Annotated in this window: 12 protein-coding genes; 5 read left to right on the top strand and 7 right to left on the bottom strand. The window is 74.1% G+C overall.

What is annotated here, in order from left to right; translation table 11 throughout:
* Positions 1-15: 15 nt before the first annotated feature.
* The 7 genes from ACGF4C_RS21055 to ACGF4C_RS21085 all read right to left on the bottom strand — a co-directional run bounded on the left by ACGF4C_RS21055 (position 16) and on the right by ACGF4C_RS21085 (position 6,582).
* Positions 16-876 (bottom strand): cytochrome c biogenesis CcdA family protein, encoded by an 861-nt coding sequence (locus ACGF4C_RS21055; RefSeq protein WP_393568204.1) that lies wholly within the window; start codon positions 874-876, stop codon positions 16-18.
* Positions 873-1,649, bottom strand: coding sequence for a DsbA family protein (locus ACGF4C_RS21060; RefSeq protein ID WP_393568206.1), 777 nt, complete (start codon positions 1,647-1,649; stop codon positions 873-875). Before ACGF4C_RS21060 ends, ACGF4C_RS21055 begins: the two co-directional genes overlap by 4 nt.
* Positions 1,650-1,705: 56 nt before the next feature.
* Positions 1,706-2,137, bottom strand: coding sequence for a hypothetical protein (locus ACGF4C_RS21065; RefSeq protein WP_393568208.1), 432 nt, complete (start codon positions 2,135-2,137; stop codon positions 1,706-1,708).
* Between the two features lie 88 nt (positions 2,138-2,225).
* A complete protein-coding gene (locus ACGF4C_RS21070) occupies positions 2,226-2,765 on the bottom strand; it encodes an ATP-binding protein (protein ID WP_393568210.1) in 540 nt (179 codons plus the stop codon).
* A 264-nt stretch (positions 2,766-3,029) separates the two neighbouring features.
* A complete protein-coding gene (locus ACGF4C_RS21075) occupies positions 3,030-3,797 on the bottom strand; it encodes an enoyl-CoA hydratase/isomerase family protein (protein ID WP_030799678.1) in 768 nt (255 codons plus the stop codon).
* A gap of 78 nt (positions 3,798-3,875) precedes the next feature.
* Positions 3,876-5,123, bottom strand: a complete 1,248-nt coding sequence (locus tag ACGF4C_RS21080) for an Ig-like domain-containing protein (protein ID WP_393568211.1) — start codon at positions 5,121-5,123, stop codon at positions 3,876-3,878.
* Between the two features lie 214 nt (positions 5,124-5,337).
* Complete coding sequence (locus tag ACGF4C_RS21085) at positions 5,338-6,582, bottom strand: Ig-like domain-containing protein (protein WP_393568213.1); 1,245 nt, start codon at positions 6,580-6,582, stop codon at positions 5,338-5,340.
* Positions 6,583-6,813: 231 nt separating this feature from the next.
* On the opposite strand from ACGF4C_RS21085, the gene glgX reads away from it, so the two are divergent.
* From glgX to ACGF4C_RS21110, 5 genes are all read left to right on the top strand, one after another.
* A complete protein-coding gene (gene glgX / locus ACGF4C_RS21090) occupies positions 6,814-9,066 on the top strand; it encodes a glycogen debranching protein GlgX (protein WP_393568214.1) in 2,253 nt (750 codons plus the stop codon).
* Between the two features lie 127 nt (positions 9,067-9,193).
* Positions 9,194-11,071, top strand: coding sequence for an ABC transporter ATP-binding protein (locus ACGF4C_RS21095; protein WP_393568216.1), 1,878 nt, complete (start codon positions 9,194-9,196; stop codon positions 11,069-11,071).
* Positions 11,068-12,981, top strand: coding sequence for an ABC transporter ATP-binding protein (locus ACGF4C_RS21100; RefSeq protein ID WP_393568218.1), 1,914 nt, complete (start codon positions 11,068-11,070; stop codon positions 12,979-12,981). The genes ACGF4C_RS21095 and ACGF4C_RS21100 overlap by 4 nt, the downstream gene beginning before the upstream one ends.
* Before the next feature lie 49 nt (positions 12,982-13,030).
* Positions 13,031-14,845: an ABC transporter transmembrane domain-containing protein gene (locus ACGF4C_RS21105; protein ID WP_393568220.1), complete on the top strand. Its 1,815-nt coding sequence runs from the start codon at positions 13,031-13,033 to the stop codon at positions 14,843-14,845.
* Complete coding sequence (locus tag ACGF4C_RS21110; protein ID WP_393568222.1) at positions 14,842-16,659, top strand: ABC transporter ATP-binding protein; 1,818 nt, start codon at positions 14,842-14,844, stop codon at positions 16,657-16,659. The genes ACGF4C_RS21105 and ACGF4C_RS21110 overlap by 4 nt, the downstream gene beginning before the upstream one ends.
* Positions 16,660-16,699 lie beyond the last annotated feature (40 nt).

Genomic DNA, 16,699 nt, shown 5'->3' on the forward strand with positions numbered 1-16,699 from the left:
CGCGGCACGTACCGGCTACCGGCCCGGGGGCGGCGCTTCGCCGCCCCCGTCCTCCGGCCGCTTCTCCGGCCGGAGGGCGATGCGTCCCAGCACCCCGGCGACGACCAGTGCGGCCACGGCGATCAGGACGTAGTCCGGTACGCCGTTCCCGAGCCGGGTCGCCCATTCCTCGACCCGGAATTCGGCGTCGGCGTCGAGGATGCCGGGCAGCCCGCTGGTCCCGTTGAAGCACAGGAAAAGCACGCCGATGCCGAGGAAGAACACCCCGGACACCACCGAGGTGGTGTGCAGCCGCAGCCGCCCCAGGGTGAGCTCCCGGCCGCGCAGCCAGCCGCGGGACCCCAGCCGGAAGCGGTCCCAGAACAGCGCCAGCACGAACAGCGGCAGTGCCATGCCCAGGGCGTAGACGGCCAGCATCGAGGCGCCGTACACCGGTGAGCCGCTGACCGCCGTCACGGTCAGCACCGCGCCGAGGATCGGGCCGGCGCAGAAGCCGGCCAGGCCGTAGACGCAGCCGAGGAGGAAGGTGGTGACCGCCGACCGCGGGGTGATCCGGGCCGCCGCGGCCTGCGCGCGCCGGGAGGCGAAGCCCAGGCCGAGGATCTGGGCGAGCCCCATCGCGATGACCGTCCAGCCGCCGAGGGTGATGAGCAGGTCGCGGTGGCCGTTGAACAGCCGGCTGGCCGCCGTGCTCGCCGCGCCGAGCGGTACGAGCGTGGTGGCCAGCCCCAGGTAGAAGACCCCGGTGCGGGCCAGCAGCCGGCCGGTGCCGGTGAGCGAGTAGGCGAAGAACGCCGGCAGCAGCAGTGCGCTGCAGGGGCTGATCAGCGCCAGCACCCCGCCGAGGAAGGCCGCGAGGTAGCCGATGTCGGTCACTTCCCGGCCCCCGCACCGCCCTTGTGGGCCCGCGCCGCGGCGTCCTCGATCGCCTGCGCGAAGACCTCGGTGGGCTGGGCCCCGGCCACCGGCCGGCCGTTGATCAGGAAGGACGGCGTGGACTGCACTCCGAGCTGGTAGCCCTCGTCCTGGTCCTTCTTCAGCGCCCGCCGGGCGTCCGCGCTCTTCAGGTCGCTGCGGAACGCGTCGAGGTCCGGCACCCCGCTCTCCTCGGCCAGCTCGACGAGCTTGTCCTCGGCCAGCGCCGCGCCCTTGCGGGTCTTGGCGTACAGCAGGTCGTGCAGCTGCCAGAACTTGCCCTGCCGGCCGGCCGCCCAGGAGGCGCGGGCGGCCCGCTCGGAGTCGGCGCCGAAGACCGTGAAGTTGCGGAATTCGATGCGCAGGGTGCCGGCGTCGACGTACTTCTTGATCAGTTCGGGCTGGGTCTCGCGGGTGAAGCGGCCGCAGAACGAGCACTGGTAGTCGGCGTATTCGACCAGGACGACCGGGGCGTCCTTCTTGCCGACGGCCAGCGGGTCGCCGGCCGTGCGCCGGCTCGTCTTGCGGGCGAGGTCGTCGAACATCTTCAGCTGGGCGGGGTCCTCCTCGGGCCGGGTGGAGGCGGCCGCCTCGGGTGCGTCGCCGCGGTAGGGGTCGCGGTCGCCCTCGACGGCCTTGCCGACGGCGACACCGATGGCGACCAACGCCACGACGAGGGCCAGGACCGCGCCGAGGGCGGCCAGTTTGCGGGTGCGGGAAGCGTTTGCGGGCATGCGGAAGCTCCTGACGTACGAAAGAGGGAAATCGGCCGGGTGGTGTGGCCGGCGGCCTATATCCGCAGTACGGGCAGGAGCGCGGTGGGGTCGTTGGCGGGGGCGTGGTCCGTCGGCGGACGGGCCAGCGCGAACTGTGCGGGCGCGTCGGCGGCGAGCGGCCCGGGTCCGGCGGTCGGCGCGGGGGCCAGCGGCTCACCGCGGTGCGGGACGGGCAGCGGCGCGGACTCGTCGGGGCCGGGCGCATGCCGGTTGGAGCACCGCTTCGCCGGGTCGGCGGCGGTCGGCGGGACGGTCAGCGGGACGGCCGCCGGCTTCGCGGTGGGCCGCCCGTCGGTCGCGGGCACGGCCTTCGCCACGGCCGCCGACGCTGCCGTACGGCCGGCCGGGGGCACCGCTTCGAGGCCGGTCCGGCACAGCAGCGGACCGAAGGTCACCGCGAGGAGGAGCAGCAGCACCGTGAGGGCCGATCGCCGCAGCTGGTGCATGTCCCTCCTCTCCGTACCCGTCGCGCGCAGGAACAGCCCATCCTACGGACCGCCACCGCGCGACCGGAGCACCGGCCGGAGGGGGCGTTCAGCGGTCGCCGACCCGCATCTCGAACCAGGTGGTCTTGCCGCGCGGCAGCAGGTCCACGCCCCACCGGTCGGAGAGCGTGTCGACGAGGAAGAGCCCCCGGCCGCTGATGTCCAGGTCATGGACGGGCATGAGGCAGGGCAGCCCGCGGGACGGATCGCGTACCTCGATGCGGATCCAGCCACGGCGGCGCAGCATCCGCAGCGCCAGGGTCCGGGCGCCGGTGTGCCGTACGGCGTTGCCGACGAGTTCGGAGACCAGCAGCACGGCCTGCTCGGCGAGCTGGGGCGTCAGGGACCACTGCTTCAGGAGGACGGCGGCGGTCAGCCGGCGGGCGATACCGGCGGACTGCGGACGGGAGGGCAGCCGGACCTCGCCGAGGGTCGGCTCGGCCACCAGGTCGACGGACACCGAAACCGGTCTGCCGGGAGCCGGCGCCGGGGTCCGGTCCGCACCCGGGATGCCCCATCGCGCGGCGGCCGCATCGCTCCGCGGCCGCGGCTGCTCCATTCCTTCGAGGCCCGCCATGCCCCCCATCATGGCTGTTACTCGGCGGTCGCGGGGGCGGAACCGACGGAATCCGTTGCCCGGAATCGACGGTTCCTGCCCCCGACGGAGACATATGCCAGTGGCATCCGAGATCTCGGAACCTTGCCGCTGACCTGCGGCGACACCGGACATACGAATGATCGATCCGGTGCGTCAACAGGGCTGTTTTAAGCGGCAGTTAAGTTTTCAGCGATTCGCCCACACGAGGCATCGGGTCCCGGCCAAACCTCAGGCGCCCCGCCAACAACGGGCGTATCAGAGGAACTTGGCCTTGCCGGGGCCCTCCTCGACGAAGCTGCGCATCCCGATCTCCCGGTCCTCGGTCGCGAACAGCCCGGCGAACCAGTTGCGTTCGACCGTCAGCCCGGTGTCGATGTCGGTCTCCAGTCCGGCGTCGACGGATTCCTTCGCGGCCCGCAGCGCCAGCGCCGGTCCGGCCGCCAGCCGCGCCGCCCAGGCGTGCGCCTGCTCGTAGACCTCGGCGGCCGGGACCACCCGGTCGACCAGTCCGATGGCGAGCGCCTCCTCGGCCTTCACCTGACGGCCGGTGAAGATCAGGTCCTTGGCCTTGGACGGGCCCACCAGCCGCGCCAGCCGCTGGGTGCCGCCGGCCCCCGGGATCAGGCCGAGCAGGATCTCCGGCTGGCCGAGCTTGGCGTTGTCGGCGGCGATCCGGAAGTCGGCGCAGAGCGCCAACTCGCAGCCGCCGCCGAGGGCGTAGCCGGTGACCGCGGCGACCACCGGCTTGGGGATCCGGGCCACGGCGGTGAACGCGTCCTGCAGCGCCTTGGACCGCACGACCATCGCCGCGTGGTCCATGACCTGCATCTCCTTGATGTCCGCGCCGGCCGCGAAGACCTTCTCGCCGCCCCAGACGACGACCGCCCGGACATCGTCGCGGCGGGTGATCTCCTCGGCCAGCTCGCGCAGCCGGTCCTGGGTGGCGATGTCCAGTGCGTTCATCGGCGGGCGGTCCAGGCGGATGGTGCCGACGCCCTCGGTGACCTCAAGATTCACAGTCATGCCGGAAGGTTAGTACGCGTTAACGGCGGGCGGACCGGTGCGGTCCGTCACAGTGCCTCTCGGCTCTCCGGGAGGGACCTACCGACCGGCCTTCCACTTCTCCCAGGAGAGGTTCCAGTCGCTGAAGCCGTTGTCCGGCTGGATCGTTTCGTCGTGCGAGTTCTTGACGATGACGACATCGCCGACGAGGGAGTTCCGGAAGAACCACGCCGCCGGGGTGGAGCCGTCGCCGCCGCCACGCTGGTCGAACAGGCCGACACAGCCGTGGCTGGCGTTGCGGGTGCCGAACGTCGGCCCGCCCGACCAGTAGTTGCCGTGGATGAACGTCCCGGAATTGCTCAGCCGCATGGCGTGCGGGACGTCCTTGATGTCGTACTCGCCGCCGAAGCCGACGGTGTCGCCGTTCATCCGCGTCACCAGGTGCTTCTCGCTGATCACCATCGTGCCGTTGTACGTCTCGGTGCCCGGCGCGCCGGCGGTGATCGGGACGGTCTTGATCTTCTTGCCGTCGCGGACCACGGTCATCGTCTTCTTCTCCGCGTCGACCGTGCTGACCTGGCTGCGGCCGACGGTGAAGGAGACCTGCTTGGCCTGGGTGCCGTAGACGCCGGGGCGGCCCTCGACGCCGTCGAGGTCGAGCTTGAGGGTGACCTTGGTGCCGGGCGCCCAGTACTTCTCGGGGCGGAAGTCCAGCCGGTCGTTGCCGAACCAGTGGCTCTCGATCGGGACCGACGGGCTGGCGGTCACCTTGATGGCGTCCGCCACCGCCTTGGGGTGGGTGATGCCGCGGGTGAAGCGGAGCGAGACCGGCATCCCTACGCCGACCTGCTGGCCGTTCTCCGGGCTGTACTGGCCGATGAAGGTGTTCTTCGGGACGAGCGTGGTGAACGTCGCGTGCTCGGCGGCCGCCCGGCCCCGGCCGTCCACCGCGACCGCGTCGACGGTGTACTTCGTCGAGGCGCCCAGATGGCCGCTCGGCTGCCACAGCGCGCCGTCGCCGGATATCTTCCCGTCGACCGCATTGCCCTTGCCGTCGGTGACCTTGACGGTCTTGAGCCGTCCCTTCCGGGCGGTCACCTTCAGCGCGCCGCTGGTGGCCACGCCGTCCGCGCCGTCCTTGGGGGCTATCGTCACGGCGGCCTGCGAGGCGGCCTTGGCGCCGCCGGCCTTGCCGGCCGCCTTCCCGTCGGCACCGTCCCCGTCGTCGCCGCCGCACGCGCTCACCAGCATCAGCGTCGCGCCGAGCAGCAACGCGAGCGGTGCGCGGCCCCCGCGCGGCCCCCGGCGCCGGCGCGCCGGCACCCCCGGATTCGGCTGGACGTTCACCACTGGCCCCATTTCCCCTCGTACGGCCCGCACTCCCCCGCGCGCGGACGCGAAAGGGCCGCGCGCCTGGCGTTAGATAACCACACCGCACTGACATGTGAACTCCCCGCGGATGTCACCGTTTAGTCCCAAGTGCGGGGGTGAACGGGAGCGGAGGGCCGGGCACGCCCGCCGGAGCGGCTCCGGCGCGGGCGGCCTTCACCGTCGGCGCCGGTCAGTGCAGCGCGGAGCCGGACCGCCACTGCTCCCAGGACAGGTTCCAGCCGCCCAGGCCGTTGTCCGGTGCGACCAGCCGCTCCGGGGAGTTCTGGACGATCACGGTGTCGCCGACGATCGACTGGGCGAAGAACCAGCCCGCCGGGGTGTGCGGGCCACCGCCCTTGATGTCCTTGAGGCCGACGCAGCCATGGCTGGTGTTGAGGCCGCCGAAGACCTCGGGCCGCGCCCAGTAGTTGCCGTGCAGAAAGGTCCCGGACCTGGTGAGGCGCATCGCGTGCGGCACGTCGGGGATGTCGTACTCGCCGCCGAAGCCGACCGTGCCGCCGTCCATCCGCGTCAGCGAATGCCGCTCCAGGATGACCATCCGCCCGTTGTACGTGGGGTTCTCGGCGTCGCCCGCGGTGACCGGCAGCACCGCGACGGTCCGTCCGCCGCGCCGCACCGTCATGGTGTGCCGCGCGGCATCGATGAAGCTGACCTGGTCCCGGCCCACCCGGTAGTGCACGGTCCGGCGCTGCGTCCCGTAGGCGCCGGGGGCGGCCTTCACGCCGCGCAGCCGGAGCTCCACGGTGATCCTGGTGCCCGGCCGCCAGCGGTCGCGGGGGCGGAAGTCGAGGCGGCGGCGGCCGAACCAGTGGGCGGCGACCTCGACGCGGGGCCGGGCGCTCACCCGGACGGCGCGCTCGACGGCCGCGCGGTCGGCGATCGGGCGGTTGAAGACCATCGAGAAGATCAGGCCGGTGCCGACCGTGGCATCGCCCTGCGGTGAGAACGAGCCGGTGACGTGGTGGACCGGCGGGGCGGTGGTGAAGGTGGTGCGGCGGGCGGCCCGGTGTCCGGCGCCGTCCAGCGCCACGGCGTCGACGGTGTACGTCGTGCCGGGCCGCAAGGGGCCGGTGGCCGGGCGCCAGACCATGCCGTCCGGTGAGATCCGGCCGACCACCAGCTGCCGGCCGGCTCCTTGGGTGCGGGTGACGTGCACCCGCTCCAGCCGGCCCTCCGGCACCCGGACCTCGAACCGCCCGTTGGCCCGTACGCCGCGCGCGCCGTTCTCCGGGACGATCCTGATCGCCTCCTCCGGGGAGCGCGGGGCGTCGCCGATGAGCGCCTCGGTGTCCCCGCAGCCGGCCAGTGCCACCGTCCCGGCGAGCCAGGCCACGACGGCGCGGGCGACGCGGACACGGACGTCCCGGTGGTTCTTCGCTCGTCCCCCTGCACGTTCCTGCTGATGGCCGGTCATATACCGAAGTGTGCGGGATGGTGGGGAGTGACGGGGGTATGTCGCGTGCGGATCCATCCGTTTGTCCCGTCCCGGAGGGGCTCCGGGACGGCGTGCCGAGCCCCCGCGCGCGGAAACGTGCGGCAACGGCCGGTTGCGGGAAGAACAACCGGGAGGGCGGGACGTACGCACGGCCGGGACTCCGTGCGGGGGCACCGCCCGACCGAGCCATGAGCCGCAGGAGGCCGGCACGTGTCGAGCGCACCCGAACAAGAGGCGGTGGCGGACGAACCCCTCGCCCCGCCCGCGGACATCCGCCCCGGCGCCCCCACTCCCCTGGGGGCGCGCCACCGCACCGGCCCCGACGGGGTCGCCGGCACCAACTTCGCCCTGTGGGCCGGCGGCGCCGAGGCCGTGGAGCTGTGCCTGTTCGACGAGGCGGAGCAGGAGACCCGCCATCCGCTGACCGAACTGACCCACGAGATCTGGCACGGCTTCCTCCCCGGTGTACACCCCGGCCAGCGGTACGGCTACCGGGTGCACGGCCGCTGGGACCCCTGGTCCGGCGCCCGCTGGAACCCGGCGAAGCTGCTGCTCGACCCGTACGCCAGGGCCGTCGACGGCGACTTCGGCCACCGTACGGAGCCGGCCGGCCCCGGGGGCGCGCTGCCCGCCCAGCTCTACGGGCACGTCCGCGACTGGCCGGACCAGCACCTCGCCGACACGGTCCGCGACAACCGGGACTCCGCCCCATTCGTCCCCAAGGGCGTCGTGGTCGGCGGGGACGCCGGTGAGGAGGGCGACGACGAGTGGCGGGACGACCGCCGCCCGAAGACCCCCTGGCCGGATTCGGTCCTCTACGAGCTGCACGTCCGCGGTTTCACGATGCGTCACCCCGGCATTCCGGAGCGGCTGCGCGGCACGTACGCGGGACTGGCGCACCCCGCCGCGCTGGACCACCTGGTCCGGCTCGGCGTCACGGCCGTCGAGCTGCTGCCGGTCCACCAGTTCGCCCACGAGGACCACCTGGTGCGCCGGGGGCTGCGCAACTACTGGGGCTACAACTCCATCGGCTATTTCGCGCCGCACGCGGGCTACGCCGCCACCGGGACCCGCGGCCAGCAGGTCGGCGAGTTCAAGCGGATGGTGCGGGCGCTGCACGACGCGGGCATCGAGGTGATCCTCGACGTGGTCTACAACCACACCGCGGAGGCCGGCGAGCTGGGCCCGACGCTGTCCCTGCGGGGCATCGACAACCGCGGCTACTACCGGCTGGCCGGCGACGCCCGCCGCTACGCCGACTACACCGGCTGCGGCAACACCCTGCACGTCGTCCAGCCGCACGTGCTGCGGCTGATCACGGACTCCCTGCGCTACTGGGTCACCGAGATGGGCGTGGACGGCTTCCGCTTCGACCTCGCGGCGGCGCTGGCCCGTTCGATGCACGACGTCGACATGCTCTCCCCGTTCCTCGCCGTGATCGCCCAGGACCCCGTGCTGCGCCGGGTCAAGCTGATCGCCGAGCCGTGGGACGTCGGCTCCGGCGGCTATCAGGTGGGCGCCTTCCCACCCCTGTGGACGGAGTGGAACGACCGCTACCGCGACACCGTCCGCGACTTCTGGCGCGGCGCCCAGCACGACGTGCGCGACCTGGGGTACCGGCTCTCCGGCTCCAGCGACCTCTACGCCTGGGGCGGCCGCCGCCCGTACGCATCGGTCAACTTCATCACCGCGCACGACGGCTTCACCCTGCGCGACCTGGTCACCTACGAGCACAAACGCAACGGCGACAACGGCGAGAACAACCGGGACGGCACCAACGACAACCGGTCCTGGAACTGCGGCGCCGAGGGCGAGACCGACGACCCCGAGGTCACCGCGCTGCGCCACCGCCAGCTGCGGAACTTCCTGACCACCCTGCTGCTGTCGACCGGCGTGCCGATGCTGGTGGCCGGCGACGAGATGGGCCGCACCCAGCACGGCAACAACAACGCCTACTGTCAGGACAACCCCACCGGTTGGCTCGACTGGTCGCTCCTGGACGACCCCCGCTGGCGGCCGCTGGCCGACCTCGCCGCCCGGCTGATCGCGCTGCGTCGCGCCCACCCCGTACTGCGCCGCCGGGCGTTCTTCTCCGGGCGGCCGCACGAGCAGGGCGGGCTGCGCGATCTGGCCTGGTTCACCGCGGACGGGACGGAGATGACCGAACAGGACTGGTACACCCCGGGGGCGACGCTCGGCATGTACCTCTCCGGCAACGACATCTCCCAGCGCGACGAACGGGGCGTCCGTGTGGTCGACGACAGCTTCCTCGCCGTCCTGCACGCCGCTGCCCGCCCCCGCCGGATCACCCTCCCCGGCCCGCCCTGGGCCCAGACCTACGAACTCCTCGTCGACACCGCCCGCGAGGAACAGCCCACCGCCGGCGAACCGCCCTGCCCTGCGGGCGGCACGCTCACGCTGGAGGGCCGGTCGGTGGTGCTGTTCCGGGCGGTGCCGGGCTGAGGCCGGGGCGGTGCGGGCCGGCGCGGGAGCGGGGCGGGAGCGGTGCGGCGCGAACTGACGGGTGCCGGCCGCGCCCCGCCGAAATCCGGCTGAGCGATGTCAGTGGTGCGCCTTACGCTCGCGAGTGATGGCCGATACCACGTACACGACGAACCCGACCGACCCGACGTCCTTACCCGAGGTGCCCCAACACTCCGCGGTGCGGTCGCTGTTGCGCCTGTGGCCGTTCGTGCGCCCGGTGCGGGCGCGGCTGTTCACGGCCGCGTTCGTGGCGGTGGTGGCCTCCTGCCTCAGCCTCGTCATCCCGCTGGTGCTCAAGTGGCTGGTGGACGGGCCGGTCGCGGCGGGTGACCCGGGCGGGGTGTGGCTGGGCGGCGGATACCTGCTGCTGATCGGGCTCGCCGAGGCGCTGCTGTTCGGGTTCCGGCGCTGGCTGGTGGCGCGCCCGATGTCCGGGGTGGAGGCGGCGATGCGCGCGGCGCTGTACCGCCGGCTGCAGCGGCTGCCGGTCGCCTTCCACGACCGCTGGCCGTCGGGCCAGCTGCTGTCGCGGGGCACCACCGATCTGCAGATGCTCCGCATGTTCCTCACCTTCCCCCTGACGTTCCTGCTGGTCAACGGCGTGACCATCCTGGTGGGCGGGGTGATTCTGGTGGCCCAGCGCTGGTCGCTGGGGCTGGTGCTGCTCTCGCCGTTGCTACCGCTGCTGGTGCTGTGCTCGGTCTTCGAGGCGAAGTACGGGCGGGCGGCCCGCGTCGTCCAGGACCAGATCGGCGATCTGACCACCGTGGTCGAGGAGTCGGTGCTCGGCATCCGGATCATCAAGGGCTTCGGGCGCCACCGCAGCCAGGCCCGGGCCTTCAAGGAGCTGACCGGCCGGCTGCGCGCCTCCGAGCTGCGCAAGGCGCGCCTGCTGGCCTGGATATGGGGGCTGAACACCACCCTCCCGGAATGTGCGCTCGGCGCCGCCCTGGTGCTCGGCACGGTCCAGGTGGCCGACGGCGCGCTGTCCGCGGGCACGCTCGTCGCGTTCCTGTCGACGGCGCTGGCGCTGCGCTGGCCGGTGGAGTCGATCGGCTTCCTGCTGGCCATGAGCAACGAGGCGGCCACCGCCACCGACCGGTACTTCGAGGTGATGGACGAGCCGGAGGTGAGCGACGCGCCGGCGGCGGACGGGCCGGAGGTGGGCGGGCCGGAGGCGAGCGGCGCACTGCCGGCCGGCGGCGCGCGGTCGAGCGGGGACCGGGCCCGGCCGGCCACCGGCGGTCTGGTCTTCTCCGGGGTCGGGTTCCGCTATCCCGATGCCCCGCCGGACGCGCCGCCCACCCTCGAAGACGTCACCCTGCACATCCGGCCCGGCGAGACGATGGCCCTGGTCGGCGCGACCGGCAGCGGGAAGACCACGCTCACGGCGCTGGTGCCGCGGCTGTACGACCCGACCGCCGGCCGGATCACCCTCGACGGCCGCGATCTGGCGACGATCGGCCGCGACGAGGTCCGTTCGCTGGTCTCGGTGGCCTTCGAGGAGCCCACGCTGTTCTCCGCGACCGCGGCGGAGAACGTCTCGATGGGCGCGGCCGACGCCCAAGAGGCCGAGCTGCGGCGGGCGTTGCGGGTGGCACAGGCCGACGGGTTCGTCGACGCGCTGCCGCAGGGCGGCGCGACCCCGGTCGGCGAGCAGGGCCTGAGCCTGTCCGGCGGGCAGCGGCAGCGACTGGCGCTGGCCCGCGCGGTGGTCGGCCGGCCCCGCTTCCTGATCCTCGACGATCCGCTGTCCGCCCTCGACGTGCACACCGAGGCCCTGGTGGAGGCGGCGCTGCGGCAGGTCCTGGCGACGACCACGGCCCTGGTGGTCGCCCACCGCCCGTCCACGGTCCTGCTCGCCGACCGGGTGGCGCTGCTCTCCGGCGGCCGGATCACCGCCGTCGGCACCCACCACGAACTCCTCCGGGACAACGCCGAATACGCCGCCCTGATGTCCGGCGAGGAAGAGGCCGCCCGATGACCACCACCACGACCGGCCGCCCCTCCGACGCCCCCGAGCCCGGCCCCGAGCCCGGCCCCGGAGCGGCCCAGCAGCCCCCCGCCGGCCCGGACCGCCCCGCGGGCCAGCCGCCGGAGGCCGACGACGCCTTCGAACGGGACCGGCTGCCCGCGCCCAGGAACGCCGCCCGGGCACTCCTCGCCTCCTTACTGGCGCCGCACCGCCGCCGCGTCGGCCTGGTCGCCGTACTGCTGCTCCTCCAGCAGGCCGCCGTGCAGGCCGGTCCGCTGCTGGTCGCCTACGCACTGGACCGGGCGGTGCCGGCGCTCCGCGCACACGACCACGGGCCGCTGGTCGCCGTGGCGGTCGCGGCCGGGCTGTGCGCCGCGGCGTCCGGCGGGCTGCAGTGGGGCTTCATCCGGGTGTCCGCCCTGGTCAGCCAGGACGTGCTGCTGGACCTGCGGGGCCGGATCTTCCGGCACGGCCAGGCGCTCAGCCTGGACTTCCACGAGCGCTATACCTCCGGCCGGCTGATATCCCGGGCCACCACCGACGTCGAGTCGCTGCGCGAACTCCTCGACGAGGGCATCCAGGAACTGATCACCATCGCCCTGTCGTCGGTCTACATCACCGTGACCCTGCTCTTCCTGGACCCGGGCTTCGGCGTGGCCGCGCTCGTCTCCGCCGCCCCGCTGGCGCTCCAGGTGCGCTCGTACCGCCGCCGCTCCCACCGGGTCTACAGCGCCAAGTCGACGGCGATGGCGGGCGTCATCGTGCAGTTCACCGAGACCCTCAACGGCATCCGCCCGGTGCAGGCGTTCCGCCGCGAGCGGCCCAACGAGGCGGCCTTCGCCCGGCTCAACCACCACCACGAGCGGTTCAACGGCGACGCGTTGCTGGAGATGGCCCGCTATGTGGTCCTCTCCCGGCTGGCCGCCAACGTCGCGGTCGCCGCGATCGTCCTGTGGGGCGCCTACCGCGTCGCCACGGGCGGGCTGGCGCTGGGCGTGCTGGCGGCCGCGGTGCTCTATCTGCGCCGGCTCTACGACCCCATCGACCGCCTCGGCATGTTCCTCAACGCCTATGAGAGCGCCGCCGCTTCGCTGCAGAAGATCGCCGGTCTGCTCGCCCAGCGCCCGACGGTCCCGGAACCGTCCGCCCCCGCCGGGCTGCCGGCCGTCGCGTCCGGCCGGCCGGGCCGCGAGGTGGCGTTCCGCGGGGTCCGCTTCGCCTACCGGACCGGCGGCGAGGTGCTGCCCCGCTTCGACCTGACCCTCGCGGCGGGTTCGACCGTCGCCGTAGTGGGCGCCACTGGCGCCGGCAAGTCCACCCTCGCCAAGCTGCTGGCCCGCTTCTACGACCCCACCGAGGGCCGGGTCCTGCTCGACGGCGTCGATCTGCGGGAGCTGTCCGCGGCGGAGCTGCGCCGCGCCGTCGTGATGGTCACCCAGGAGGCGTTCCTGTTCTCCGGCACGGTCGCGGACAACATCGCCCTCGGCCGGCCGGACGCCACCCGCGCGGAGATCGAGAGCGCCGCGAAGGCCATCGGCGCCCATGACTTCATCACCGCCCTGCCGGACGGCTACGACACCGACGTGCGCAAGCGCGGCGGCCGGATATCCGCCGGCCAGCGCCAACTCGTCGGCTTCGCCCGGGCACTGCTCGCCGACCCGGCCGTGCTCATCCTCGACGAGGCGACCAGTTCCCTGGACATCCCCGGTGAACGCGCGGTCCAGCGCGCCATGGACACTGTCCTGCAAGGCCGTACGGCCGTGGTCATCGCCCACCGCCTGTCCACCGTCGAGATCGCCGACCGGGTCCTGGTGATGGCCGACGGCCGGATCGTCGAGGACGGCCCGCCGGACCGGCTCATCAAGGACCGCGGCAGGTTCGCCGCCCTGCACCAGGCGTGGCGGGACAGCGTGGGGTGAGCGGCACGGCCCGGGCGGCCGCGCGCGGACGGAACGGGGGACGTACGGGATGAAGCAGCCGGTGGACGCGCCGCGGAGTGCCGGGCGCTATCTGTGGTGGCTGGTGGCGAGCCAGCGTGGGCGGGTGGCGGCGGGCGCGGCGTACGGGAGCCTGTGGAACGCGGGGCTGATGGTGCCGCCGTACGTGCTCTCCCGGGCGATCGACGAGGGGCTGGCGCCGGGGCGGCCCGCGGCGCTGGCGGGCTGGGTGGCGGTGCTGCTGGCCGTCGGCGGGCTGAACGCCTGGCTGGGCATCATGCGGCACCGCACGATGACCAGGATCCGGATGGACGCCACGTTCCGTACGGTCCGGGCGGTCATGGCGCAGACCCTGCGGCTGGGCGCGGCGCTGCCCCGGCAGGTGACGGCCGGGGAGGTCGTCACCATCGGGATCGGCGACGTCGCGGTGATCAGCCAGACCCTGACGATGACCGGGCCGGGCGTCGGCGGGGTGCTGGCGTACGGCGTCGTCGCCGTACTGCTGCTGGCCGTCTCGCCGCTGCTCGCCGCCGTGGTGCTGCTGGGCGTGCCGCTGCTGGCGGTGGCGGTCGGGCCGCTGCTGGGACGGCTGCAGGGCGCGGAGACCCACTACCGCGAGCGGCAGAGCGGGCTGGCGGCCCAACTGGCCGATCTGGTCGGCGGGTTGCGGGTGCTCGGCGGGCTGGGCGGCAAGGAGGTGTTCGCCGGCCGCTACCGCCGCGCGTCGCAGGAGCTGTGCCGCGAGGGCTACCGGGTCGGTGCGGTGACGAGCTGGATCCAGGCGCTCGGGGTGGGTCTGCCGATCCTGTTCCTGGCCGCCGTCACCTGGCTCGCGGCCCGGATGGCGGCCCAGGGTGCCCTCACCACCGGCGAGTTGGTGGCGGTCTACGGCTATACGGCGGCCCTGGTGGTCCCGGTTTCGTTCTTCATCGAGGGCGGCCACGACCTCACCCGCGGCCTGGTCGCCGCCCGCCGGGTCGTACGGTTCCTGCACCTGCGGGCGGACGTGGCGGATTCCGGGGACGTCACCAGCGCCGCGGATGCCGTGGCAGCGGACGGCGGGACGGTACCGCCGCGGCGGCCGGCCGGGCCCGAGCGGGTGGCTGTGCTGCGGGACCCGGAGTCGGGCGTCGAGGTGGTGCCCGGGCTGCTGACCGCGCTGGTCGCCGCCCGGCCGGCCGAATCGGCGGCGGTGGTCGACCGCCTGGGCCGGTTCGCCGACTCCGCGGCGGCCTGGGGCGCGGTCCGGCTGGACGAGATCCCGCTGGCCCGGGTCCGGACCCGCATCCTGGTCGCGGACAACGAGGCGGACCTGTTCGCCGGCACCCTGCGCGAGGTGGTGAGCGGACGCCGGGACCGTACCGACGCGGCGATCGGCCGGGCCCTGCACACGGCCCTGGCCGAGGACATCGTCCGGGCGCTGCCGGCCGGGCTGGACTCGCCGGTCACGGCGCAGGGCCGCAACCTCTCCGGCGGGCAGCGGCAGCGGCTGCGCCTGGTACGGGCCCTGCTGGCCGACCCGGAGGTGCTGCTCGCGGTCGAGCCGACCTCGGCCGTGGACGCCCATACCGAGGCGGCGGTCGCGGCGCGGCTGCACGCCGCCCGCACGGGCCGTACGACCGTCGTCACCACCGCCTCCCCGCTGCTGCTCGACCAGGCCGACGTGGTGTGCTTCCTCGTCGACGGCAAGGTCAGCGCGGTCGGCCGGCACCGCCGACTCCTCGACGACGTCCCCGCATACCGCCGCCTGGTGGCCCGCGACGAGGACGAGGGAGAGGGAGAGGGAGAGGGAGCGGAAGACGACGGGGAAGCGCACGAGGACCGGGACGGAGGAGCCGCGTCATGACGTCATCGGCGGCACACACCCCCGCACCCGGCGCGCACGGGCTTCCCGTGGCCGGGCCGGCCGCGACCCGGCGGGCCGCGCTGCGGCTGGTGCGCCGGGACGGCCGGGCGTTCGCGCTGATGCTGGTGCTGAACGCGCTGGCGGCCGGCACCGGGCTGGCCGGTCCGTGGTTGCTCGGGCGGATCGTGGACACGGTCCGGGACGGCGGCGGGGTGGCGGCGGTGGACCGGCTGGCGCTGGTCATCCTGGTGTGCGCGGTGGCCCAGTTGCTGCTGGCACGGCAGGCCCGGTACGTCGGCCACCGCTTCGGGGAACGGGCCGCGGCGCGGATCCGGGAGGGTTACGTCGACCGGGCGCTGGCGCTGCCAGCCGCGGTCGTGGAGCGGGCCGGGACCGGCGATCTGACGGCCCGCGGCACGACGGACGTCACGTCGGTCGGGCGGACGCTGCGGGACGCCGCGCCGGAGGTCTCGGTCGCGGCCGTGCAGGCGCTGTTCCTGCTGGGCGCCGTGGTGGTGGTCGCTCCGCTGCTCGGGCTGTGCACGCTGGGGCTGCTGGGCGGCCTGCTGGCGGTCCGGTGGTATCTGCGCCGGGCGCACCGGGCGTATCTCGCGGAGGGCGCGGCGACCTCGGACCTGGCCGAGTTGCTGGCCGCCACCGCAGCGGGTGCCCGGACGGTGGAGGCGCTGGGCCTGCAGGAGCGCCGGTGGGCGGCGAGCGAGCGGGCGATCGAGGAGTGCCGCCGCACGCGGCTGCGGACGCTGTTCCTGCGCAGTGTGCTGCTGCCCGCCGTGGACGTCGGCCATGTCCTGCCGGTGGCCGGTGTGCTGCTGGCCGGCGGGGCCCTGATGGGGCGGGACGGTGTCGGTCTGGGCGCGGTGGTCGCCGCCGCGCTGTATCTGCGGCAGCTGTCCGAGCCGCTGGACACGGTTCTGCTGTGGCTGGAGCAACTGCAGAGCAGCGGCGCCGCGTTCGCCCGCGTCGAGGGGCTGGGAACGGTCCCGGACGCCCGGGAGGCGGCCGCCGGCGGCGTTCCGGTCCCGGCCGGTGACCGGATCGAGGTCCGTGGCGTGCACTACGCCTACCCCACCGGCGGTGACGGGCCGGCCGGGGCGGCGGACCGGGGTGCCGGGGACGTCCTGCACGGCGTCACCCTCACCGTCCGCCCCGGTGAGCGGCTGGCGCTGGTGGGCCCCTCCGGGGCCGGGAAGTCCACGCTGGGGCGGCTGCTGGCCGGCATCGAGGCGCCGCGCCGCGGGTCGGTGACGGTCGGCGGGGTGCCGGTCGCCGGGCTGGATCCGGAGGTGCTGCGGCAGCACGTGGTCCTGGTCACCCAGGAGCACCACGTGTTCCTGGGCAGCGTCCGCGACAACCTCCGGCTGGCCGCGCCCGGCGCCGGGGACGGCGAGCTGCGGGCCGCGCTGGCGGCCGTCGGGGCCGGCTGGGCCGGGGAGCTGCCGGCCGGTCTGGACACCGAGCTGGGCCCGGGCGGCCACCGCCTCGACGGCGCACAGTCCCAGCAACTGGCGCTGGCCCGGGTGGTGTTGGCCGACCCGCACACGGTGATCCTGGACGAGGCGACGGCGCTGCTCGATCCGCGTACCGCGCGGCACACCGAGCGGGCGCTGGCCGCCGTGCTCGCGGGCCGTACGGTCATCGCCGTCGCGCACCGGCTGCACACCGCGCACGACGCGGACCGGGTCGCCGTCATGGAGGGCGGCCGGCTGGCCGAACTCGGCACCCACGACGAGCTGGTGGCGGCCGGTGGTGCGTATGCGGCGCTCTGGCGGTCCTGGCACGGGGGCCGGCCGTGACGGCGATCACTCCCTGTCCGGATTCCGGACGTCGATTTCG

It is taken from the genome of Streptomyces sp. NPDC048197 (assembly GCF_043202395.1).
GTDB lineage: Bacteria > Actinomycetota > Actinomycetes > Streptomycetales > Streptomycetaceae > Streptomyces > Streptomyces siderophoricus.